Below are 23,685 nucleotides of genomic sequence, written 5' to 3' on the forward strand. Positions count from 1 at the left end.
GCGGAAAGTGACAATCCCGATCGTTAAAACTGAGTTAATTACTCATCTTATCGTGGCCGGCCCGGAGAGGGGACGGCGGAGTTGGGATATCTGCATGATCATGAATACCAGGAAGTCGCACGTACTGAGAATGGCGCTGGCCTGCGGGACGGCCGCCGCCGCCTTGGTGGCGTCTCTGCCTACTCGTGCACAGGATGCCGGGGGCGCGACCCGCCTTGAGGAAATCCGCGTCGATCAAGGTGACGCCGACGGCGATACCAAGGGCGTCGATCCGGTAAAGGGTATCGTTGCGAAGTCGACGCGAAGCGGTACGAAATCGGTTACGGACCTCAAGGCAGTCCCCCAGTCGGTAACGGTTGTCGGTCGTGAACAGCTCGACGACCAGAGCCCGCAAAAGATCGATGAAGCTCTGCGCTATGTCGCGGGTGTAAGCACCTCGACCTATGGTACGGATGCCGACACGGACTGGTTCTTCATCCGCGGGTTCCAGGCCGAGCAGACCGGCGTGTTCCTTGATGGCCTCTCGCTTTTCCAGACCGGCTTCGGCACCTTTCTCGTCGATCCGTTTTTCCTTGAGCGCGTCGAAGTGATCAAGGGACCCAGCTCGGTTCTCTATGGCAGCGGAAACCCGGGCGGCTTTATCAATATGATCAGCAAGCGGCCGACCGATGAACCGCTTCGTTATGTCGAAACCGGCATCAACAATTTCGGGAACGGCTATCTCGGCCTGGACTTTAGCGACAAGCCCGGCCGCAGCGATGTTATGCGCTACCGTGTCACCGGTAAACTCTCCGGCGGCGGCTGGGAAACCGATCATGCCAAGGATTTCCGTGGCACGATCGCCCCCAGCCTGACCTGGAGCCCGGACGATTCCACGAGCCTGACGATCCTGAGTTCGTATCAGAACATCGATCTGACGCATACCAGCACCGGTTTTCTGCCCTATGTGGGTACGGTCGTCGATTCGCCGAATTTCGGACGGATCCCGCGTGATTTCTTCTATGGCGACGAGGATTTCGATACCTACGAGCGCCAGCAGGCGATGATCGGCTACGAGTTCGAGCACACGTTCGATAACAACTGGACGGTTCGCCAGAACGTTCGCTACGCGAATGTCTCGCTGCAGGAGGATGCGCTGTATGCCAATGGTGCATCGTTTGCGGATCCGGCCAAGATTGCCCGCTACCGGTTTGCGCATGATACCGATGTCGGGTTGCTGACAGTGGACAACCAGCTTGAAGGCGAATTCGCAACGGGTGGGCTTGAACACACGCTGCTCGTCGGGCTGGACTACCGGCACTACGATGTCGACCAGGTTCAGGCGACTGGCGGCTTTGTTCCCGGCGACCTGGATATCGATCCGCAGGATCCGGTTTACGGGAATGTCGATCTGCCCGACCTTTTCGACCCTTACGCGGACAACGAATTCAAGCGGGACCAGATCGGCATCTATGCCCAGGACCAGATCAAGTTCGGCGGTGGCTGGATCGCCACCCTGAACGGGCGCTACGATTTCGTCTCCACCAAAATCGAGGATCGGACAGCGGCGGCGCTTGGCTCTACCGATACGGACAACAGCAAGTTCACGTGGCGGACGGCGCTGGCCTACGAATTTTCCAGCGGCCTTACCCCCTATATCAGCTACTCGACATCCTTCAATCCGGCGACGTCGGTCGATCCGGTGAATGGCCTGCCGGAGCCGGATGTGGGCAAGCAGTGGGAAGCGGGCGTAAAATATCAGCCCGACTTCATGGATGCGCTTTTCACGGCAGCCTATTTCGACATAACCCGGGAAAATGTCGTCAAATCCGAATTCGTCGGCGGCATGAGCCGCTACCACGCGATCGGCGAAGTGGAGGTCCAGGGATTTGAGGCCTCCGCTCAGGCGAATGTGACCGAAAGCCTCAAGGCCATCGCGGCCTTTACCTATCTCGACATGAAGGTCGTCAAGGATCTGCGGCCTGAACTGGTGGGCAATACCCCTGTTCAGGTTCCCGATCTCACCGCATCCTTCTGGCTGGACTACGCCTTCCAGAACGATGCCCTGAGCGGCCTGAGCATTGCGGCAGGCGTCCGCCATGTCGGCAAGTCCTGGGCAAACGATGCGAACACCCTGAGGGTGCCATCCGCGACGCTCGTCGATGCCGCGATCCGTTATGAAAAGGACAATTGGTCGGTCGCGCTCAATGCCTCCAACCTGTTCGACAAGCGGTATGTCGCATCATGCCAGAGCGAAGCGAGTTGCGGCTACGGCGCCGGCCGCACATTCATCCTCAAGGCCAGCACGTCCTTCTGATCGTGCTTCATAGCTTAAAACTGAGAAAACCCGGCGAATCAATCGCCGGGTTTTTAGTTTACTGCAGGCAACTTAGCGGGCGAGATTGATGGTGACGCCGGCCGTCTTGAGCGCCGCCGCGACATCGCGGGGCGGGGCCTTGTCGGTGTAGAGATCGGTGAGGGCGGAGAAGTCGCAGACGCGCACCAGGCCCTGCCGGCCGAACTTCGTGTGATCGGTCACGACGACGGCGCGGCGACCCTGGGCCACCACGGCGCGGGCGAACTCGGCCTCTTCCAGATCGTAGTCCATGATGCCGATCGCGGCATCGATCGCGCCCGTCGAGATGACCGCATGGCCGACGGTGAAATGGCTGATGAACTCGATGGCCGAGATGCCGAAGGCCGCACCGTTGTCGCTGCGCAGCTCGCCGCCGGCCATGTAGACGCGGTTGTCGTTGACGGTCGAAAGCGTGCGGGCGATGTCGGAGGAATTGGTCACCACCGTCAGCCGCCGGTGGCCGAGCAGCTCGCGGGCGAGATAGCTCGTCGTCGTTCCCGTATCCAGCATGATCGAATCGCCGTCGCGGATCGTTGCGGCGACCGCGATGGCGATCGATTTCTTCGCATCGCTGTTTTCGCGCATGCGCTTTTCGAAGGGCGCCTCGCCAAGCACGGAGGGCAGGGCCACGGCGCCGTGCATCTTCACCACCGCGCCGTTGGTGGTCAGCGGCTTGATGTCCCGCCGCACGGTTTCCAGCGACACGTCGAGCTTTTTGGCGAGATCGGCGATGGTCACCGTGCCGTCCTGCTGGAGAAGGCGGAGGATATCGTTGTGGCGTTTGGAGTGATTCATGTCTTCTGGTCCGCGGAGACGTTTATTCCTTCATAATCGCGCTGGAGCGATCTGGCAAGAAAGCCGCAAAAGCAGTCACAAAAACAGAAAAAGCCACATTTCAGGATTGACACCCGGTTTCATCCTGCATGAGATTGCTAACCGAAGCGACCAAAAGACCAAAGGGAACGGCGCTTCGGGACGGTTTGCGGCAGAAGTCCGTGACACCACTTGGGAGGGCGTTGATGGACGGTCACATCGAGCTCAGCCGCGCCGTGGAGGATCGCATTCATGCGATGCCATGCTGGCAGGGCCGGATCACGATTGCGCCGCTGAAGGGCGGCATCAGCAACGAAAGTTATGTCGTCAGCGACGGCGCGGGGCGCCATGTCGTGCGTTTCGGCAAGGATTATCCGTTCCACCATGTCGTTCGTGATCGCGAATTGATGACGGCACGGGCGGCCCATGCGGCGGGTTTCGGGCCGGAGGTGCGCTATGCCGAGCCCGGCATCATGGTCTCGGCCTATCTCGGGGCGAAAACCTTCGGGGCAGGGGATGTGGTGGCGGCGCGAGGCCGCGTCGCCGATCTTCTCCGTCGTTTCCACACCCAGATGCCGGCGGAAATCAGCGGGGCGGCCTTCCTCTTCTGGCCGTTCCACGTGGTGCGCGATTATGCGCGCACGCTGAAGGCCGGAAACAGCCGAATGGTGCCGCATCTGCCCGCCTACATCGCGCTGGCCGATGAGCTGGAGGCGGCGCAAGCGCCGCTGCCCATCATCTTCGGCCATAACGATCTTTTGCCGGCTAATATTCTCGATGATGGGGAGAAACTCTGGCTGATCGATTTCGAATATGCCGGCTTCTCCACCGCCATGTTCGATCTTGCCGGCGCGACCTCCAATGCCGGGCTGTCACCCGACGAGGCGCAGGATTTCCTCGACGCCTATTTCGGCGGTGCGCCGGACCCCGCGATCCGCCGCTCGCACGCCGCCATGCAATGCGCCTCGCTGCTGCGCGAGGCGATGTGGAGCATGGTTTCGGAACTGCACCTCACCGCGCCCGGCGCCGAATATGTCGGCTACACGACGGAAAATCTCGACCGCCTCGAAAAGGCGCTCGACCACTATCGAACCTTATACGGGAAACCCAAGATATGACCCTGCCCTCCCATGCCGAGATCGTTGTCATCGGCGGCGGCATCATCGGCTGCTCGACGGCCTATCATCTGGCGCGCGACCACAAGGCGGATGTCGTCCTGCTGGAGCAGGGCACGCTGACCTCCGGCTCCACCTGGCATGCCGCCGGCCTTGTCGGCCAGCTGCGCTCCTCGGCCTCGATCACCCGCGTGCTGAAATATTCCGTCGATCTTTATAAGGGGCTGGAGGCCGAGACCGGCCTTGCCACCGGCTGGAAAATGAGCGGCTGCCTGCGCCTTGCCACCAACCAGGACCGCTGGACCGAATTCCGCCGCCTCGCCACGACCGCCAAGAGCTTCGGCATGGACATGCATCTGTTGACGCCGCAGGAAGTGAAAGCGACGTGGCCGCTTATGGAGGTCGGCGATCTCGTCGGCGCCAGCTGGCTGCCGACGGACGGGCAGGCGAGCCCCTCCGATATCACCCAATCGCTCGCCAAGGGCGCGCGCATGCATGGCGCCAGGATTGTCGAGAAGGTGCGTGTCACGGGCTTCGACATGGAGGAGGGGCGCATCAGGCGCGTGCGGACGACGCTTGGCGACATCGCTTGCGAAAAGGTCGTCAACTGCGCGGGCCAATGGGCGCGGCAGGTGGGGGCGATGGCGGGCATCAACGTGCCGCTGCAACCGGTCAAGCACCAGTATATTATCACGGAAAAGGTGCCCGGCCTCTCGACCGACGCGCCGACCATCCGCGACCCGGATCGGCGGACCTATTTCAAGGAAGAGGTCGGCGGCCTCGTCATGGGCGGCTACGAGCCGAACCCGCAGCCTTGGACCACTGGTGACGTGCCGGACGAATGGGCCTTCCGCCTGTTCGACGACGACTTCGACCATTTCGAGCAGCATATGGAGCAGGCGATTGCCCGCGTACCGGCGCTGGAGACGGTCGGCGTCAAGCAGATGATCAACGGCCCCGAAAGCTTTACACCCGATGGAAACTTCATTCTGGGTGTTGCACCGGAATGCAAGAACATGTTCGTCGGTGCGGGCTTCAATGCCTTCGGCATTGCCTCCGGGGGAGGGGCGGGCTGGGTGCTGGCGCAATGGGTCGTCGACGGCGAGGCGCCGCTCGATCTCTGGGTGGTCGATATCCGCCGCTTCGCCGGCATGCACCGCGATCGCCAATGGGTGCTCGACCGCACGCTCGAGGCCTACGGCAAGCACTACACGATCGGCTTTCCGCACGAGGAATACGAGAGCGGCCGCCCGCGTGTCGTCTCGCCGCTCTACGAGCGCCTGAAGGCGCATGGCGCGGTGTTCGGCTCGAAGCTCGGTTGGGAGCGGCCGAACTGGTTCGCGCCCAAGAGTGTGGAGCCGAGGGATATCTATTCCATGGGGCGGCAGAACTGGTTTGCCGCCGTCGGCGACGAGCACCGTCATGTCCGCGAGGCCGTCGGCATCTTCGACCAGTCCTCCTTCGCCAAATACGAGATGACGGGGCCGGATGCGCTGAAGGCGCTCGATTGGATCTGCGCCAACGATGTCGGCAAGCCGGCCGGGCGGCTTACCTATACCCAGCTTCTCAACAGCCGCGGCGGTATCGAAGCGGACCTGACGGTGGCACGCCTTGCGGAGGAAACGTTCTACATCGTCACCGGCACGGGCTTCCGCACCCACGATCTCGGCTGGATTGAGGACCACATTCCCGAAGGTCTCGACGTGACCCTGCGCGATGTCACGGAGGATTTCGGCACGCTCTCGCTGATGGGGCCGAAAGCGCGCGACGTGCTCTCGGCCGTCACGGATGCTGATGTCTCCAACGCCGCCTTCCCCTTCGGCCATGTGCGGCAAATCGCGATTGCCGGCCATACCGTTCGCGCGCTGCGCGTTACCTATGTCGGCGAACTCGGCTGGGAGCTGCATGTACCGATTACGGCGATCGGAACCGTTTTCGATGCGTTGATGGCAGCGGGTGCGCCGCACGATATCCGCCCTGTCGGCTACCGCGCGCTGGAATCACTGCGCCTCGAAAAGGGCTATCGCGCCTGGGGCTCGGATATCACGCCGAACGACACGCCCTTCGATGCGGGCCTTGGCTGGGCGGTGAAGCTGCGCAAGAACACCGATTTCCTTGGCCGCCGCGCGCTGGAAGCCGCCCAGGGCGAACCGCGCAAGAAGGCCTTCGCTGGCTTCACGGTCGATGATCCCGATATCGTGCTGGTCGGCCGCGAGACGATCCTTCGCAACGGCGAGCCCGTCGGCTACCTCACCAGCGGCGGCTACGGCTACACGCTCGGCAAGAATGTCGGCTACGGATATGTGCGCCATGCAGATGGAGTCGACGATGCGTTCCTCGAGGACGGCGACTATGAACTCGTCGTCGCCATGGAACGTACGCCGACGAAGATTCATCTTGAACCGCTCTACGATCCAATGGCTGCGCGGGTGAAAGCCTGAAAGAGAGGAACGAAGGGCTGACGGATCTTCGTTCGCGTCGTAGGAGGTGGCCGCCTTTCGGCTGCTGAGGCGCGTAGAGTGGATTTTGTCCGGTTCTGCATCTGGGGCCGCATACGGTCGAACTTCCGCCACAGGGCGCTCTGTGGCGGTTCTTGCGCGTGTTCGGGTAGGGTTTTTGCTGGCGTAGGACGCGCTATGCGCTATTCTCGTGTGAAAGATATTTCATCGCGTGCTCTTGATTTCCACTCCTTCGCATGAAATATATTTCATTATGTGAATTATATTGACACGCAATGCATCCTGCGTTTAGGTGCTCATACCGGACTTCGAGGAGGAGGCCCGGTCTTCACTGAGATCAGCGGCGTCGAACCGACGCCCACGGGCTTTTTGGGAGGGGCTTTGCGCCCCGAGGAGGACACTTGCGCACTTTTTTCACGACGACCGCCATGGCGGTCCTTGCGACCACGCTTTTTGCCGGCGCCGCAGCCGCCGAGACGGAAAATCCGTTCCGCTGCAAGCCGGGCGAAAAATACGTCATGAACGTCATGGTTTCGGGCGTCGAATACTGGTTCCCGGTCTATGAAATGTTCAAGCAGGCCGGCCAGCAGCTGGGCTGCGAGACGGAATATACCGGCACGCCGGAATATGACGTCAACAAGCAGATCGCCACCTTCGATCAGGCGCTCGCGCAAAACCCGGCCGGCATTCTCGTACATCCGATGAACTCCGATCCGTTCATCGAGCCGATCAACCGCGCCATCGACCAGGGCACGGCCGTCGTGACCTTCGCCGCCGACTCGCCGCTCTCCAAGCGCGTCTCGTTCATCACCTCGGACAATACCCGCGAAGGCACCTATGCGGCCGACGCGATCGCCGAAAAAATGGGCGGCAAGGGCGAATATGCCGTCCTCGAGAACCCCGGCCAAGACAACCACGACAAGCGCATCGCCGCCTTCATCGCCCGCATGGAAGAGAAGTGGCCGGACATGAAGCTGGTCGGCCGCGCGGCATCCAACCAGGATCCGACCAAGGCCTATCAGGGGCTTTCCAGCCTCATCCAGGCCAATCCGAACCTCGGTGCGGTCTTCATGCCGGAAGCCAACTCGGCAATCGGTGCGGCACAGGCCAACAAGGAGGCCGGCGGCAAGGTCCTCGTGATGTGCGCCGACGTCAACGCCAACATCCTCGACATGATCAAGGCCGGCGAAGTCTTCGGCTCGATCAACCCGAACCAGGGCATGCAGGGCTATATGGGCTTCATGCTGCTGTGGCTTGCCAAGCATCCGGAACTCATCGACCCGATGAACGACGCCAAGCGCTCGGGCTTCAATCCGATGAGCATCCCGGTCGTCGACAACGGCCTCTCCATCGTCACGGCCGAAAACGCCGACGATTTCTACTGGGACAAGTACCTGAAGCGCCGCGGCACCAAGGGTATCGAGGAGTAATCTCCCGAGCGAACGCCATCCGCGCCTTGCGGCGCGGATGGTCTCGAAAGGAGAAGGAGGAAGACGATGGCGGAGCCGGTGCTCACCATTCATGGCGTGACCAAGCATTTCGGAGCGGTGAAGGCGTTGACGGATGTCGGCTTCACGCTCGAACGCGGCGAGGTCCATGCGCTCTGCGGCGAGAACGGTGCCGGCAAGTCGACGCTGATGAACATCATCGCCGGCGTGTTGCAGCCCACCGACGGCGAAATCCGCGTCGATGGCCAGCCGGTGCGCATAACGTCCCCCGCCGTCGCCCAGTCGCTCGGCATCGGCCTGGTGCACCAGGAAATCGCGCTCTGCCCGGATGCGACGGTCGCCGAAAACATGTTCATGGCGGCCACCAACCGCCGTCGCTCGCCCTTCATGAATTATGGCGCGCTGGAGCGCGATGCGCAGGCCGTGATGAACCGTCTCGCCGCCATCGACGTGCGCCGCAAGGTCGCCGACTTGCCGATTTCCAGCCAGCAGCTCGTCGAGATCGCCAAGGCGCTGACCCTCGACTGCCGCGTGCTGATCCTCGACGAACCGACCGCAGCCCTCACCGAAACCGAGGCGCAGCAGCTCTTTTCGATCATTCGCGACCTCAAGGCCAACGGCATCTCGATCATCTATATCAGCCACCGCATGGCCGAGATCTTTTCGCTTTGCGACCGCGTGACCGTGTTCCGCGACGGCCGCTACGTCTGCACGGATAACATCGCCGATATCACGCCCGACGACGTGGTGCGCCGCATGGTCGGCCGCGAGATTACGCAGCTCTATCCGGACAAGCTCGGTGCGGATGAAGCCTCCGGCGAAACGATCCTTGAGGTCGATGGCATCGGCGACGGCACGCGCTTTCACGATGTCAGCTTTGGCTTACGCAAAGGCGAAATCTTCGGCATCGGCGGCCTGATCGGCTCCGGTCGCACGGAGATCGCCGAAGGCATCTGCGGTCTTCGTCCCTGCACAACGGGCGCGGTGCGACTACACGGCAAAGCACAGACGATTTCGTCCTATTCCGATGCGGTGAAGGCGGGCGTCGTCTATCTCTCGGAAGACCGCAAGGGCTCCGGCGTATTTCTCGACATGTCGATCGCCCAGAACATTTCCGTGCTCGACCTGAAGGCGCTGACCAATGCCGCCGGCCTCTTGAACGGCCGCGCAGAGGCGACGCTGGCGGAGGATTTCGCCAAGCGCCTCGCCTTGCGCATGAGCGGTGTCGAAGCGCCGGTCAAATCGCTGTCGGGTGGCAACCAGCAGAAGGTGGCGATCGCCAAGCAGCTGGCCGTCAATCCGAAGGTTATCCTGATGGATGAGCCGACGCGCGGCATCGATGTCGGCGCCAAGACCGAAATTCACCGCCTTCTGCGCGAACTCGCGCGCTCGGGCATCGGCATCGTCGTCATCTCCTCGGAAATGCCGGAACTGCTCGGCCTTTGCGATCGTGTGCTGGTCGTCCGGGAGGGACGCATCGCAGGCGAACTGGGAGCTGACGAAATGTCGGAAGAAGCCGTGATCCGTCTGGCCTCCGGGCTCGGCGCGGCGAGGGCGGCCGATCATGCCGCGTGAGAAGAAACTGGGAGAGCGGGAAATGGCAATCGACACGATGGCGGGTGCTGCGCCGAAAACATCGTCTTTCAAGCGCATCGGCTCGATGCGCGAGGCCGGGCTGATCGCGATCATTCTGACGCTCGGCATCATCATGAGCTTCGCCTCGCCGCATTTCCTCACGCTCGGCAATTTCCGCGCCATGCTGATGAGCTTTTCGGTCGAAGGCATCGTCGTCGTCGGCATGACGATCCTGCTCATCGTCGGCGGCATCGATCTTGCCGTCGGCTCCGTCGTCTGCTTCGCGATGGTGCTGTCGGGCTCGCTTTTCCTCGCCGGGCTCGATCCATGGACGGCCTCGCTGATCGGCATTCTCGCCTCGAGTGCCATCGGCGGTGCCATGGGCTTCTTCGTGACGGTCGTGGGGCTCAATCACTTCATCACGTCGCTGGCGGCCATGGTGATCGTGCGCGGCCTTTGCCTCATCATCACCAAGGGCACGCCGCTGTCGCTCTTCACGCTGCCGGCCGCCTTCAAGGAAGTCGGGCAGGGCACCTTCTACGGCATTCCCTATGTCATCCTGATCTTCGTTGCCGTCGTCATCCTGTTCGATTTCCTGCTGCGCCGGGCGACCGCCTTTCGCAAGGTCTTCTACACCGGCAGCAACGAGAAGGCCGCGCTCTATTCCGGCATCAAGACCAACCAGGTGAAATTCTGGGTAACGGTGCTGTGCTCGACGCTCGCGGGCGTGGCCGGTGTGATCTACATGTCCCGCTTCGGTGCCGCCACCCCCACCTTCGGCGCCGGCATGGAGCTGAACATCATCGCCGCTGCCGTGATCGGCGGAGCCTCGCTCAGCGGCGGTTCGGGCACGGTCCTCGGTGCCATCCTCGGCATGGCGCTGCTGTCGCTCGTCACCTCGTCGCTCATCCTGCTCAACGTCTCCGTCTATTGGCAGGACATGATCAAGGGTTGCATTCTGCTCGCCGCCGTCTCCATCGATCACTTCATGCACAAGCGGAAGGCCAGCTGACATGCCCATCGCCAAACTGAAGCCCGCCCCGCGCGAAGAGATCGTCATCGCCCGCCAGATGCACCAGGCGCTCGTCCTGCACTTCCTGGAAGGCCTGACGCAGGCGCAGATCGCTGATCAACTCGGCCTGTCGCATGCCACCGTCAACCGCCTCATCAAGCGCGGCCGCCAGCTCGGCCTCGTCGAGATCAAGATCAAGTCGCCGATGGAGCCGCTGGTCGATCTGGAGGAGCGCTTGCTCGCACTCGGCGGCTTCAGCCGCGCGGTGGTGGTGCCGACCGTCTCCGACAATCCGCAGACCGCCCTTCAGGCGGTGGGAGAGGCGGCGGCACGCCTGCTTCTCGAAGAGATCGCCGATGGCGATACGATCTGCATTACCGGCGGCAAGGGCGTCAGCGCCGTCGTCGCCGGGCTGCAGGCCGCACGCCGCTACGATGTCGAGGTCATCCCGGCGACGGGCTGCGTGCAGGGCAAACACTATACCGACGTCAACCACGTCTCGACGCTGATGGCCGACCGGCTCGGCGGCCGCTCCTGGCAGATCCACGCGCCGCTTTTTGCCGACGATGCCGCGCAGCGCGCCATGCTGATCAATATGCGCTCCGTCGCCGATGTCTTCCAGCGGGCGCGCGAAGCGAAGGTCGCGGTGGTCGGCATCGGCTCGATCCTCAGCCAGGATTCGACCTATTACGACCTGCATCCCTCTTCCAGCGAGGACCGCAACGCCATCGAACATTCCGGCGCGAGTGCGGAACTGCTCGCCCATTTGCTCGATGGCGAAGGTCGGGTCTGCGACTATTCCCTCAACCGCGCGCTCGTCTCGCTGACGCTCGAGGAGTTCGAATCCATCCCGACGAAGATCGGCGTGGCGAGCGGCCTGAACAAGGCCGGCTCCATCCTCAGCGTGCTGCGCGGCAACCATCTCGATACGCTCGTCACCGACGAGGCGACCGGCGCGCGCATTCTCGAACTGGCATCCGAAGAAGGACTTTCCGCATGAGCGGCGAACAATTGACCCGCGCCATCGGGCGCTCCGGCGTAATCGCCTCCGCCGTCGGCCTCGGCACCTGGGCCATCGGCGGCTGGATGTGGGGGGGCACGGACGAGGCCGAATCCATCGCCGCCATCCAGGCCTCGCTCGATGCCGGCGTGACGCTGATCGACACAGCGCCCGCCTACGGCCTCGGCCGGTCGGAAGAAATCGTCGGCAAAGCCCTTGCCGGCCGCCGCGACAAGGCCGTCATCGCCACGAAATGCGGCCTCGTCTGGCACACGCAGAAGGGCAAGCATTTCTTCGATCAGGACGGCAAGCCGGTCCACCGTTATCTCGGCCGCGACGGGATCATCCACGAGGTCGAGGAAAGCCTACGCCGGCTCGGCACTGACTATATCGACCTCTACATCACCCATTGGCAGGACCCGACGACCCCCATCGAGGAGACCGTCGCGGCGCTGGAAGAGCTGAAGAAGGCCGGAAAGATCCGCGCCATCGGCGCCAGCAACGTCAACCGCTCGGAGCTGGAGCAATATATCTCGACCGGGTCGCTGGATGCGATCCAGGAGCGGTTCAGCATGATCGATCGCGAGATCGAGGCGGACCTGCTGCCGCTCACTGTTCAAGACGACGTGGCGACGCTCAGCTATTCCTCGCTGGCGCTCGGCCTGCTCTCCGGCACCATCGGGCCGGATCGGGTCTTCGCCGGCGACGACCAGCGCAAGGACAATCCACGCTTCTCCGTTGCGAACCGACAGAAGGCGAAGGATTTCTCCGATGCGATCCGCCCGGTGGCGGAACGGCATAGCGCCAGCATCGCGCAGGTGGTGATCGCCTGGACGCTGGCGCAGCCGGGCGTGACCTTTGCGCTCTGCGGCGCCCGAAACCCGGCGCAGGCGCTCGACAATGCACGGGCCGGAACGCTTCGGCTCGACACGGACGATCTTGCGGCCATCGACGCTGCCATCGCGGCAAAACTGGCCAATATGGACGGATAACGGACTGTCATCATGAACCGGACAGAGACATTGCACGGGCTCCGCCAGAGCCCGAAGGTGGACGTTTGCGTCCTCGGCGGCGGCATCAACGGGCTCAGCGTCTTCCGCGAGCTGGCGCTGCAGGGTGTCAACGTGCTGCTCGTCGAACAGGCGGATTATTGCTCCGGCGCAAGTGCGGCGCTCTCGCGTATGGTTCATGGCGGCCTGCGCTATCTTGAGAATGGCGAGTTCAGCCTCGTCAAGGAATCGCTCGTCGAGCGCGATCGGCTGCTGCGCAACGCGCCCCACTATGTCGCGCCGCTTGCGACCACGGTGCCGATCTTCGATACGTTCTCCGGTCTTGCCAATGGCGTGGTGCGCTTTCTGGGCCTCACCCGCCGCCCGAGCCGCCGCGGCGCCATCGCCATCAAGGCGGGCCTCGGGATCTACGACTTCCTGACGCGCAAGCGCGCGCTGATGCCGAAACACGAGTTCCGCAGCCGCCGGGCGACGCTGTCGAAATGGCCGGCGCTCAACTCGTCGATCCGCAATTCCGCGACCTATTACGACGCCTGGGTCAGCCATCCCGAGCGCATCGGCATCGAGCTGTTGCGCGATGGCCTGTCGGCCGGCCCAAATGCCAGGGCGCTGAACTATGCGAGCGTGGAAGCCAACGGCAGCGGCTATCTTTTGCGCGATGGTCTCACCGGCGAGGCGCTGCCTGTCGAGCCGCGTCTGATCATCAATGCCACCGGTGGCTGGATCGACATTGCCAACGGCACGCTGTTTGCGGACGAGGCACGGCCCGCACCGCTGATGGGCGGCACCAAGGGTTCGCACCTCATCATCGACAATCCCGCGCTGCGAGACATGCTCGACGGCCACATGATCTATTACGAGAACGAGGACGGGCGCATCTGCATCCTGTTCCCCTATCTCGGCAAGGTGCTGGTCGGCTCGACGGATATCCGCGTCGACGATCCCGGCACGGTGCGCTGCGAGGCGGACGAGCGCGACTACATCCTGCAATCGCTCGCCTTCGTGCTGCCGGGCGTCACGATCAGGCCGGAAGAAATCGTCTTCCAGTTCGCCGGCGTGCGTCCACTGCCGGCGAGCAAGGACAGCTTTACCGGCCGCATTCCGCGCGACCATTTCTGCACCGTGCTGGAAGGTAAGAACGGCGGGCCGCCGGTGCTGTGTATGATCGGCGGCAAATGGACGACCTTCCGCTCCTTCGGTGAGCTCGCCGCCAACATGGCGCTGGACCAGTTGGGCGTGACACGCCGTGTCGATACGGCGGAGCGGGCGATCGGCGGCGGGCGCGTCTTCCCGAAAGACCCGGAGCGCTGGGTCCGCGAGCTCGCCGCATCGACAGGCCTTCCCGTCGCGCGCATTGCGGTTCTCTTCGATCGCTATGGCACGGAAGCCGAGGACATCGCCCGCTTCATCGCGGTGAAACCGGACCATCCGCTGCCGCATGCGCTCTACAGCGCGCGGGAGCTTCAGTACCTCGTCCGCGCCGAGGCGGTCGAGCATCTGGACGACCTGCTGCTCCGCCGAACGACGCTGGCGATCTCGGGCGATCTGTCGCTTGCCATGGCCGAGGCGGCGCTGAATCTGCTCGCCACCGAAAAAGGCTGGTCTGCGCAAGAGGCAGACGAAGAGCGCAGCCGTTTCCTCAATCTCATGGATGAACGCTACGGCGTTACCGAACAAACCCTTTCCGCACGGAATGAACACAGGAGTGAACTATGCGAGACAACCGCAAAGTCCGGATGAACCGGCTGTTCGGCAACGGCCGTTGCCTTGACGTGGCGATCGACCACGGTGTGTGCAACGAGCCGTCCTTCCTCGACGGGCTGGAAAACGTTCCGGCGGTGGTGAAGGCGCTGGTCGATGCCGGACCAGATGCGATCCAGATGAACTACGGCCAGGCCGACCTGTTGCAGGACCTTCCTGGCAAGGACAAGCCGGCGCTCGTCATGCGCATCGACATGGGCAACCCCTATAACCGTATCCGCCATCGCGCCATGTGGGCGGTGCTACAGAACGAGGCCGAGCCGCTGATCGGCGCCTTGCAGATGGATGCGGCCTGCGTGGTCGTGAACCTCTTCATGCTGCCGGACGAGCCGGACCTCTTCCGCCAATGCGTGCAGAACATCGCGCGCGTGCGGACCGATTGCGAGAAATACGGCATGCCGCTGATGATCGAGCCGCTGGTCATGCAGCCCGTCACCGAGCGCGGCGGCTACATGGTCGATGGCGATGCCGACAAGATCGTCACCCTGACGCGGCTTGCCCGCGAAATGGGCGCCGATATCGTCAAGGCCGACCCGACGGCCCATGCCGAGGATTTCCACCGCGTCGTCGAGGCGGCGCGCTGCCCGGTTCTGGTGCGCGGCGGCGGCAAGGAAGACTTGTCCGCGGTCTTTTCGAAATCTGCCGCCTTGATGCAGCAGGGCGCAATGGGCATGGTCTATGGGCGCAACATCTACCAGCACGCCAATCCGAGCGCCGTGGTGCGCGGGCTGATGGCGATCATCCACAGGGACGCGAGCGGCGAGGAGGCCTACGCGCTCTATCAGCAGGGATGAGATGCCTGACGCTTGCGGGACAACCACGAGGCGATGTCCCGCAAGCGCGCGAGCGAACTGAACCTGGGAGGGGTTCTCTATGCAAAAATATCTTCTGGGGCTCGATGCGGGCAACACGGTCATCAAGGCCGTCATCTTCGATCTCGAGGGCCGTGAACTCGCCCATGCCGGGGAGGAGGGGCATAGCCGCATGCCGCAGCCCGGCCATGTCGAGCGCGATCTCGGCGAGCTCTGGGCCAATGCGAAACGTGTCATCCGCACCTGCCTCGACAAGGCAGGCATCGCGGCCGGCGATATCGCCGCGATCGGCTGCGCCGGCCACGGCAACGGGCTCTATGCGCTCGACCGGGATGGCGCCCCGCTGATCGGCATCCAGTCGATCGATACGCGCGCCACCGGTCTGGTCGAGGAATGGCTGGCCGAAGGCGTAGGCGACCGCACCTATCCGATCGCCCGCCAGCGCCCCTGGCCGGCCCAGACGCCGACGCTGCTCGCCTGGCTGAAGCGCTTCAGGCCCGATGTTTTCAAGCGTATCGGCACGGTGTTCTATTCCAAGGATTTCGTCGTGAACCGCCTGACGGGAAAGCGCGTCAGCGAGGTCTCGGACATGTCCGGTGCGGGCCTGCTCGATTTGGCCGCCCGCCGCTATGACAGGACGCTGATGGAGGCCTATGGTCTCGGCGATTGCATGGACCTCCTGCCGCCGCTGATCGAAAGCGCCGACATTGCCGGGCATGTGACGGAGGCCGTGGCGGTGGAAACCGGCCTTGCCGCCGGCACGCCCGTGGTCGGCGGTCTCTTCGATGTCGTCGCCTCGGCGCTCGGCTCCGGTGTTTCGCGCACGGGCAGCGCCTCGATCATCGCCGGCACGTGGAGCATCAACCAGGTGATCATCGACGGCCCGGACCTGAAAGGCCCGGTCTTCATGTCCTCCACCTTCGACCGCAGCCGCTATATGGCGATGGAAAACAGCGCCACCTCGGCGGCCAATCTCGAATGGCTGGTGCGGGAGTTCTTCGAGGGCGATCACCACGCCGAGGTCTCGCCCTTCGATGCCTGTTGCGCGCTTGCGGCGGCCGTGGAGCCTGCAGCGGACGATCCGCTTTACCATCCCTATCTCTACGGCGCCCAGCAGGATGGCCATGCACGGGCGGGTTTTTACGGCATGGCGGGCTGGCACACCAAGGGCCACCTGATCCGCGCCCTGCTGGAGGGCGTCGCCTTCGGCCATCGCCAGCATGTCGAGACGATCCGCAAGGCGGGCGCGACCTTCGAGGAGGCGGTGCTGTCGGGCGGCGGTTCGCGCAGCAAGCTCTGGCCGCAGATCTTTGCGGATGTGCTCGGTGTGCCGGTCTCGGTTGCCGCATCGCGTGAGACGGGGGCGCTCGGTGCGGCGATTGCGGCCGGCACGGGCGTCGGCCTCTTCGCCGATTTCACGGAAGGCGCTAAAGCCATGGTGCGCACGGAGCGGCACTATAAGCCGAATGCCGGCCTTGCCGCGCATTATGCGCGGCGCTACGCGCTTTACATCGATATCGCCGAAGCCATGACGCCGCTCTGGCGGCGGCTTGCGGCTTCGGAAAAGATGGCAACGGGAGTTGCAGCGTGAACCATCCGACCCCGGGCGACCGGATGCTCGCCGCCAAGTCCATTCGCCATGCCCGCAGCCTCATGCGGGCCAAAGCGATCGCGAAATTCCGCCCTGAAGAGATGCTGCCCGGCCGCGAATACCAGAGTGAGGACGAGCTGATCCGCCGCGCCGGCGATATCGCCACGACGATCTTCCACCCGGTTGGTACATGCAAGATGGGCAGCGACCCGATGGCGGTGGTCGATGCGAAGCTGCGCGTGCACGGGCTTGACCGGTTGCGTGTCGTCGATGCCTCGATCATGCCGACCATCGTTTCCGGCAACACCAACTCGCCCGTGATCATGATCGCGGAAAAGGCGGCCGAAGCGATGCTCGCGCGGGCCTAGCCGCCGATCTGGCCGAGGAAGCGCAGGACGGCATCGTTGAAGAGCGCCGGCCGTTGCAGCGGGGCGAAATGGCTGACACCGGGCAGGGTGGTGAGCGTGGCACGTGGAATAGTTGCGGCCAGATAGGCCGCGTGTTCCGGGCGGATGAACTCGTCATGCTCGCCGAGCACGATGGCGACGGGAACCGTGATCCCGGCAAGATCCTCGGCAGTGTAGTTCGGCTCGGTCTGCATCATCAGCGAGACGTCCGCCACGAAGGTGTCGAAGGTGTCCGGCGTCGCGGACAGGGCCTGATAATCCAGCCGGTGCCGGAGGAAGCAGCGGTCGAGCACGGGCGTCGGCTGGAATTCGAACGTGCCGCTCGGGTCCATGTTGCAGGCGAAGAAGAAGACGCCGCTGACGCGTTCCGGATGCCGGTCGGCCAGGATCAGCGCCGTGCAGGCGCCGTCGCTCCAGCCGACGAGGCTGGCCTTGTCGATGCCGAGATGGTTCATCACCGTCAGCACATCGCCGGCCATCCGGCCGTAGCTGAACGGCCGGGCATCGCGCGTGCTGCGGCCATGGCCGCGGCTGTCGATGACGATAACCGTCCTGCCGGCCGCAACAAGAGCCGGCACCTGGTTGCCCCAGTTGCCGGCATGGCCGAGACCGCCATGCAGCAGGACGACAGCCGGCCCGGTGCCGAAGACGGCGTGCCAGATCCGCGCGCCATCGTGTTCGACATGGCTTTGCACGCGCGGCGGCGGCAGCGGCGGCGCGCCGTCCCGTTCGAAAGCGATGAGGTCGTCGTCAGTCGTCTGCATCGGTCTCTCCTGCTGCTTTTGTCAAGGACGCGGGGCCCGGTCGTCCTACGACATCATTCGCTAAAAATCTGCACGGGGCAGTCGCGAACCCCTCCCGCGAGCAGCGCGGCATTTGCATAGCTGCATTGCACAATAAATGTTTTCCATCCGGTCAAAAACTGGGCATAGTGCACGCAGTTGATGCACACGGCGGTTTTCCTCCCAGTGCCGCCGCATCAGCTGTTCCCCTCTGGAGGTTTTTTAACCTTCACACTTCAATGGGCCGCGATTTCGCTGGCCCATTTTTTTTGCCTGCTCCCGGCGCTGTCCGAAAATGACGCGTTCTAAATGGAGCGATAAAATGCAATCTAGTGGTTGTATTAGCATTTTCATTACGCTCTTGTGTTCCAATTCCTGCTGCCGATGTGATGATGCGATGTCCGGATTTTCGGGCAATGTCACGGGCAGGGATGCGCATATGCGACGAGCGGGCGGGATGACGGCAAACGGGACGAGGCGAAGACAGACAGCCTGTAGCATCGCAGTCATATACCCGCAGAGCCGGGGTCTTGCATGACGAGGTCTCGCAAGACAACGCTGCGCCTCGTCGCCGTCGCCTGGCCTTTCGTTCTCATCGTCCTTCTCCAGACGGCACTTGCCACGTTCAGCCTTCAGGTCACGTCGTCGTTGCGGGCGTTCGTCAGCGGCGAAAGCCTGTGGTCGAAAGGCCAGCATGATGCGCTCTACTATCTCAACCGGTATGCCGAATCCGGCAACCGGTCCTTCGTCGCGCGCTATCACCAGGCCATGGCGGTGCCGCTGGGCGACCGCGCGGCACGGCTGGCGCTCGAGGCCGATCCGCCCGATGTCGACGCTGCCTTCGAAGGCTTTCTGGCCGGCGGCAACCATCCCGACGACATTCCAAACGTCATATGGCTGTTCCGCTATTTCCGCTGGCTGCCCGTCATGGAGGCCTGCATCCGCGACTGGCGCACAGCCGAAGGCGTGCTGTTGCAACTCCTGCCGATTGGCGAGAGCATCGATACGTCCCGCCACATCAACGAGAACGACCGGCGCGATATCATCCGCCAGCTCGACGAGATCAATGCGCTGGTGACGCCGCTGACGAAGCGCTTCTCGGACCGGCTGGGGGAGGGCACGCGGCAGGTGCAGACGGTGCTCTTCGTCAGCAATGCCGTCATGGCGCTCGTCTTCATCCTCCTGACCGTCTGGCGGTTGAACAGTTTCCTGGCGCATCGCCACGCCATCGAGGAACAGCTTTCCCACACGGCCAACCATGATGACCTCACGGGTCTTCCAAACCGTCGGCTCTTCGAGGAGCGGCTGACGCGCGCGCTGGCGGAGCCCGGCAGCCGCCACGCCTTGATGTTCATCGACCTCGACCAGTTCAAGGCCGTCAACGATAACGGGGGGCACGCAGCCGGCGACGCGCTGCTGCGCCGCATCTCGCACGATCTGGACAAGGCGATCCGCGGCACGGATCTGCTGGCGCGGCTGGGCGGCGACGAATTCGGCATCATCCTGCCGGACTGCGCGCCGGAGGATGCGCTGCGCATCGGCCTCAGGCTGCGTGAGATTGCCGAGGCGATCGATTTCGTCTGGAACGGCCACCGCTATTCGATCAGCGCCAGCATCGGCGTCGTCCATCTAGCCGGGCGCAGCTACACGCTGCAGGAGGCGCTCAGGGCGGCCGATATCGCCTGCTATATGGCCAAGGAAAAGGGCCGCAACCGCGTGCATGTCTTCGAGACGACGGATGCGGCGCAGACCCAGTTTGCCGCCAATCTCAACTGGGTGCAGCGCCTGCACCGCGCGCTGGAGGAAGACAGTTTCAGGCTGTTCTCGCAGAAAATCGCCACCATCGACGGCAGCGGCGCACCGGCCGAGCACTGCGAAATTCTGCTGCGTCTGGAAGAAGGCGGCAAGCTTCTGGCGCCCGGCGCCTTCATTCCGGCGGCCGAGCGGTTCGGCCTGATGCCGGCCCTCGACCGCTGGGTGGTGCGTCACGCGCTCGACATCATCAGCCGGCGAACCGGAGCCGCCTCATCTACGTATTCAATCAATCTCAGCGGCCTGACGCTGAAGGACGACACGTTCCTGCCCTTCCTGCGCGAGATGCTGCGCCGCAGCCGCGTGCCGGCTGATATGCTCTGCTTCGAGATCACCGAGACCAGCGCCATCGAGAATCTCGACGAGGCCATCGCCTTCATGAACGCCATGCGCGCCATGGGCTGCCGTTTCGCGCTCGACGATTTCGGCGTCGGCATGTCGTCGCTCACCTACCTCAAGCGCCTGCCGGTCGACTACGTGAAAATAGACGGCAGCTTCGTGCGCGACATGCTGACCGACAAGGCGGACTGGATGACGGTCGAGATGATCAACCAGATCTCGCATCTCGCCGGGCGCAAGACGATTGCCGAGTTCGTGGAGAATGCCGAGATTCTCGCCGCCCTGAAGACGATCGGCGTCGACTATGCGCAGGGCTATTTCCTCGGGCGGCCGGAGCCTTTCCTGCCGGGCGTTGCGGGCACCGTTATCCCCTTGCGTCGCGCCGACGTTGCTTAGGGCATTTACAGCAAAAGTGTGAAGCGGTTTTGCGTTCGGAAATGCGGAATTGTTCTAAGCCTGTTCGGCCCGCTCCAGCGCCTTCAACATCGTGCGTTCGGCAAGGTTGAGATAGGTCTCCATCTGCGCGGCGGCCTCGGCCGGCTTTCCCTGCTCCAGCAGCGTGACGATGGCGTCGTTCATGTCGACGAAAGGCGAATGCAGGTGCTCGGGATCGTTGAGGAGCCCGAAGCAGAGGCGCAGCTCCGCCGAGATGCGCTCGTAGAATTCGGTGAGCCGCGCGCTGTCCGAGAGGTCGATGATGGCCGAGTGAAAGATCATGTTGGCGCTGCCGACGCCGACCCAGTCGCCCGCATCGCGTTTTTTCTGCCCGTTGGCGACGGCATCGCGCATCACGCGGATGGCCGGGTGCTGCTGCCAGGCCTGGCGCAGCGCGCCGCATTCCAGCATGCGCCGCACGCGGTAGATATCGATGACGGAGGCCATGGAGGGCACAGTGACGAAAACGCCGCGATTGGCCTCATGGCGCAAAAGCCCGTCCTTGGTGAGCAGGCGGAAGGCTTCGCGCAGCGAATTGCGCGAGACGTCGAAGCGTTCGCTGAAGGCGGCTTCCGACAGGCGCTGGCCGGGCGAAAGCTCGCCTGAAATCAGGAGCGTGCGAATGTGCCGCGCCAACCGGTCCGCCAGCGGCAGGCCTTCTCCGTCTTCCGTCATGCTCTTCTCCCCGGCCGGGCAAATGATGCCCGGTGACCCTCTTTCCGCTCTGCCCTTAGCATGAATGCGGGGGCGGTGGCGCCGAAAATTGTGGCGAATCCTGTGCTATGTGATTGGTAAAGCGGCGATAATAAGGAACGATATAGAAATATTGTTGAACAATGTTGACATTTTTGTGTAGCAGTTCATCATTTGGGCATGAAACATCCGCGAGGGGCGGGTGCGTGAGAGCGGAGAAATCTCATGGAACGCAATGCTGCCGTGCCCGCGGGCCAGAGCGCGATCGCGCAGGGCCTCGAAACCGTCAAGTCCCGTCGTTCGGCGCTTGTCGCTGCGATCTTCCTGATGGCGACCAGCGCCATCGGTCCCGGTTTCATCACCCAGACGGCGACGTTTACGACGAAGCTCGGCGCCGCCTTTGCCTTCGGCATCCTCGCTTCCATCATCATCGATTTCGTGGTGCAGCTCAACATCTGGCGCATCGTCACGCTGACGCGCATGCGCGCCTCCGATGTCGCCAATGCGGCGATCCCCGGTTCCGGTTATCTGCTCGCCATCCTCGTCATCGTCGGCGGCCTGTTCTTCAATATCGGCAATATCGGCGGCACGGGTCTCGGCCTTAATGCCGTTTTCGGTCTCGACCCGAAGATCGGCGGGGCGATCAGCGCAGTGTTTTCGATCGGCATCTTCCTGTCGAAGCGTGCCGGCCTTGCCGTTGACCGCTTCATCATTTTTGCCGGTATCCTGATGATCGTGCTAACACTTTACGTCGCCTTCGTGTCCGGTCCGCCGGTCGGCGATGCCCTGTTCCAGACCTTCCTGCCCGATACGATCGACTTCGCCACGATCACCACCATCGTCGGCGGCACGGTCGGCGGCTACATCACCTATTCCGGTGCGCACCGGCTGCTCGACCGCGGCATGGTCGGCCAGGAGCATCTGCCGGCCGTCACCCGCGCCGCGCTGACCGGCATCGCCGTTACCGGCCTGATGCGCTATGTACTCTTCCTTGCCATTCTGGGCGTCGTTGCCAGCGGCGTCGTCATCGACACGGCGAGCCAGGCGGCAAACCCCGCAGCGCAGGCCTTCCAGGCGGCCTCCGGCGATTTCGGCCTGCGCCTCTTCGGCATCATCTTCTGGGCGGCCGCCATCACCAGCGTCATCGGCGCGGCCTATACGTCGGTCTCCTTCATCACGGTCTTCAAGCAGGATATCAGCGAGCGCGCCCGCAACCTCGCCACCGTGGTCTTCATTGCCATCTCGCTCGTCTGCTACCTGCTGATGACCACGCCGCCCGCCGCCATGCTGGTCTTCGTCGGCGGTCTCAACGGCCTCATCCTGCCGATCGGCCTTTCCATCTTCCTCTTCGCCGCCTGGAAGCGCGAAGACCTGATGGGCGGTTATCGCTATCCGCGTTGGCTGCTGGTGCTCGGCGCCCTGGTCTGCGCGCTCACATGGTATATGGGCTACAAGTCGGCCGGCACGATCTTCGGACTGCTGGGTCTCTAAAAGAAGAGGGAGGAAACCATGACAGCGATCGACCTCAACAGCGATCTCGGCGAAAGCTATGGCGCCTGGCGCATGGGCGACGACGCGGCGATGCTCGCCGTCGTCTCCTCCGCCAACATCGCCTGCGGTTTCCATGCCGGTGATCCGGCCGGCATTTTCCGCACGGTGAAGGCGGCGGCCGCAAACGGCGTCGTCATCGGCGCCCATGTTTCCTATCCCGACCGCGTCGGCTTCGGCCGCCGCGATCTGGATGCCACGTCCGAAGAGCTGATCGCCGACGTGATCTACCAGATCGGCGCGATCAAGGGCGTCGCGACCGCCGCCGGTACGGTGGTACGCTACGTCAAGCCGCACGGCGCGCTCTACAACCGCATCGCCTATGATGCGAAGCAGGGCCAAGCTGTTATCGACGGCATCAAGGCGGTCGATCCGTCGCTGATCCTGATGGGCCTTGCCAATGCGCCGATCCTCGATCTCGCCCGCAAGGCCGGCCTTGCCGTCGTCGCGGAAGCCTTTGCCGACCGTGCCTATACGCCGAAGGGCGAGCTCGTCTCGCGCCGCGAGGCCGGCTCCGTGCTGCATGACGAGAAGAAGATCGCCGACCGCATGGTGCAGCTCGCCCGCGAGGGCACGCTGGAAGCCATCGACGGCAGCACGATCCGGATCGAGGCGCAGTCGATCTGCGTGCATGGCGACAGCCCCGGCGCCGTTGCCATCGCCCAGGAAATCCGCCGTCGTTTCGAGGCGGAAGGCATCGCCATCCGCTCCTTCGCCGACAAGGCGTGAGGTGCGGCC

General features: G+C 63.4%; 17 protein-coding genes and 1 pseudogene. 15 read left to right on the plus strand and 3 right to left on the minus strand.

The features are described 5' to 3' along the window. Positions 1-7: 7 nt before the first annotated feature. Positions 8-2,296, plus strand: coding sequence for a TonB-dependent siderophore receptor (locus ACOZKU_RS18655; protein ID WP_421580130.1), 2,289 nt, complete (start codon positions 8-10; stop codon positions 2,294-2,296). Positions 2,297-2,368: 72 nt separating this feature from the next. On the opposite strand, the gene ACOZKU_RS18660 is transcribed toward ACOZKU_RS18655, so the two are convergent. Beyond that, entirely contained in the window at positions 2,369-3,130 is a 762-nt protein-coding gene (locus ACOZKU_RS18660) for a DeoR/GlpR family DNA-binding transcription regulator (RefSeq protein WP_314089000.1), read from the minus strand. 224 nt (positions 3,131-3,354) lie between these two features. Here ACOZKU_RS18660 and ACOZKU_RS18665 point away from each other — a divergent pair, with 224 nt between their 5' ends. From ACOZKU_RS18665 to ACOZKU_RS18715, 11 genes and pseudogenes are all read left to right on the plus strand, one after another. Beyond that, positions 3,355-4,266: a phosphotransferase gene (locus tag ACOZKU_RS18665; RefSeq protein WP_421580131.1), complete on the plus strand. Its 912-nt coding sequence runs from the start codon at positions 3,355-3,357 to the stop codon at positions 4,264-4,266. Beyond that, positions 4,263-6,704, plus strand: a complete 2,442-nt coding sequence (locus ACOZKU_RS18670; protein WP_421580132.1) for a GcvT family protein — start codon at positions 4,263-4,265, stop codon at positions 6,702-6,704. The genes ACOZKU_RS18665 and ACOZKU_RS18670 overlap by 4 nt, the downstream gene beginning before the upstream one ends. A gap of 419 nt (positions 6,705-7,123) precedes the next feature. Beyond that, positions 7,124-8,152, plus strand: coding sequence for a substrate-binding domain-containing protein (locus tag ACOZKU_RS18675; protein ID WP_314088991.1), 1,029 nt, complete (start codon positions 7,124-7,126; stop codon positions 8,150-8,152). A gap of 66 nt (positions 8,153-8,218) precedes the next feature. After that, entirely contained in the window at positions 8,219-9,745 is a 1,527-nt protein-coding gene (locus tag ACOZKU_RS18680) for a sugar ABC transporter ATP-binding protein (RefSeq protein ID WP_421580133.1), read from the plus strand. A 22-nt stretch (positions 9,746-9,767) separates the two neighbouring features. Continuing rightward, positions 9,768-10,757 carry an ABC transporter permease gene (locus ACOZKU_RS18685; protein WP_421580134.1) on the plus strand — a complete coding sequence of 330 codons (990 nt, stop codon included), beginning with the start codon at positions 9,768-9,770 and terminating at the stop codon, positions 10,755-10,757. 1 nt (position 10,758) lies between these two features. Further along, a complete protein-coding gene (locus ACOZKU_RS18690) occupies positions 10,759-11,757 on the plus strand; it encodes a sugar-binding transcriptional regulator (protein ID WP_421580135.1) in 999 nt (332 codons plus the stop codon). Next, positions 11,754-12,749: an aldo/keto reductase gene (locus ACOZKU_RS18695; protein WP_421580136.1), complete on the plus strand. Its 996-nt coding sequence runs from the start codon at positions 11,754-11,756 to the stop codon at positions 12,747-12,749. The genes ACOZKU_RS18690 and ACOZKU_RS18695 overlap by 4 nt, the downstream gene beginning before the upstream one ends. 12 nt (positions 12,750-12,761) lie before the next feature. Then, a complete protein-coding gene (locus ACOZKU_RS18700) occupies positions 12,762-14,507 on the plus strand; it encodes a glycerol-3-phosphate dehydrogenase/oxidase (protein WP_421580137.1) in 1,746 nt (581 codons plus the stop codon). After that, on the plus strand, positions 14,480-15,322 hold the full coding sequence (locus tag ACOZKU_RS18705; protein ID WP_421580138.1) for a class I fructose-bisphosphate aldolase: 843 nt from the start codon (positions 14,480-14,482) through the stop codon (positions 15,320-15,322). Before ACOZKU_RS18700 ends, ACOZKU_RS18705 begins: the two co-directional genes overlap by 28 nt. Before the next feature lie 79 nt (positions 15,323-15,401). Continuing rightward, positions 15,402-16,931: an FGGY-family carbohydrate kinase gene (locus ACOZKU_RS18710; protein ID WP_421580139.1), complete on the plus strand. Its 1,530-nt coding sequence runs from the start codon at positions 15,402-15,404 to the stop codon at positions 16,929-16,931. Beyond that, positions 16,847-17,299 (plus strand): annotated as a pseudogene (locus tag ACOZKU_RS18715) (GMC oxidoreductase); the annotation flags it as partial. The gene ACOZKU_RS18710 and the pseudogene ACOZKU_RS18715, both read left to right, overlap by 85 nt. Here ACOZKU_RS18715 and ACOZKU_RS18720 read toward each other — a convergent pair. Beyond that, positions 17,296-18,102 (minus strand): alpha/beta fold hydrolase, encoded by an 807-nt coding sequence (locus ACOZKU_RS18720; RefSeq protein WP_421580140.1) that lies wholly within the window; start codon positions 18,100-18,102, stop codon positions 17,296-17,298. The pseudogene ACOZKU_RS18715 and the gene ACOZKU_RS18720 overlap by 4 nt on opposite strands. A 552-nt stretch (positions 18,103-18,654) precedes the next feature. Between ACOZKU_RS18720 and ACOZKU_RS18725 the strand changes: the two genes are divergently transcribed. Next, a complete protein-coding gene (locus ACOZKU_RS18725) occupies positions 18,655-20,667 on the plus strand; it encodes a putative bifunctional diguanylate cyclase/phosphodiesterase (protein WP_421580141.1) in 2,013 nt (670 codons plus the stop codon). 54 nt (positions 20,668-20,721) lie between these two features. Here the strand turns inward: ACOZKU_RS18725 and ACOZKU_RS18730 are convergent, their stop codons facing one another. Further along, entirely contained in the window at positions 20,722-21,381 is a 660-nt protein-coding gene (locus ACOZKU_RS18730) for a GntR family transcriptional regulator (protein WP_314088967.1), read from the minus strand. 243 nt (positions 21,382-21,624) lie between these two features. Here ACOZKU_RS18730 and ACOZKU_RS18735 point away from each other — a divergent pair, with 243 nt between their 5' ends. Together ACOZKU_RS18735 and ACOZKU_RS18740 are read left to right on the plus strand one after the other, a co-directional pair. Beyond that, positions 21,625-22,890: an NRAMP family divalent metal transporter gene (locus ACOZKU_RS18735; RefSeq protein ID WP_314088964.1), complete on the plus strand. Its 1,266-nt coding sequence runs from the start codon at positions 21,625-21,627 to the stop codon at positions 22,888-22,890. Positions 22,891-22,908: 18 nt separating this feature from the next. After that, a complete protein-coding gene (locus ACOZKU_RS18740) occupies positions 22,909-23,676 on the plus strand; it encodes a LamB/YcsF family protein (protein ID WP_421580142.1) in 768 nt (255 codons plus the stop codon). Positions 23,677-23,685: the final 9 nt, after the last annotated feature.

The organism is Shinella sp. M31 (assembly GCF_049199205.1).
Classification (GTDB): Bacteria; Pseudomonadota; Alphaproteobacteria; order Rhizobiales; family Rhizobiaceae; genus Shinella.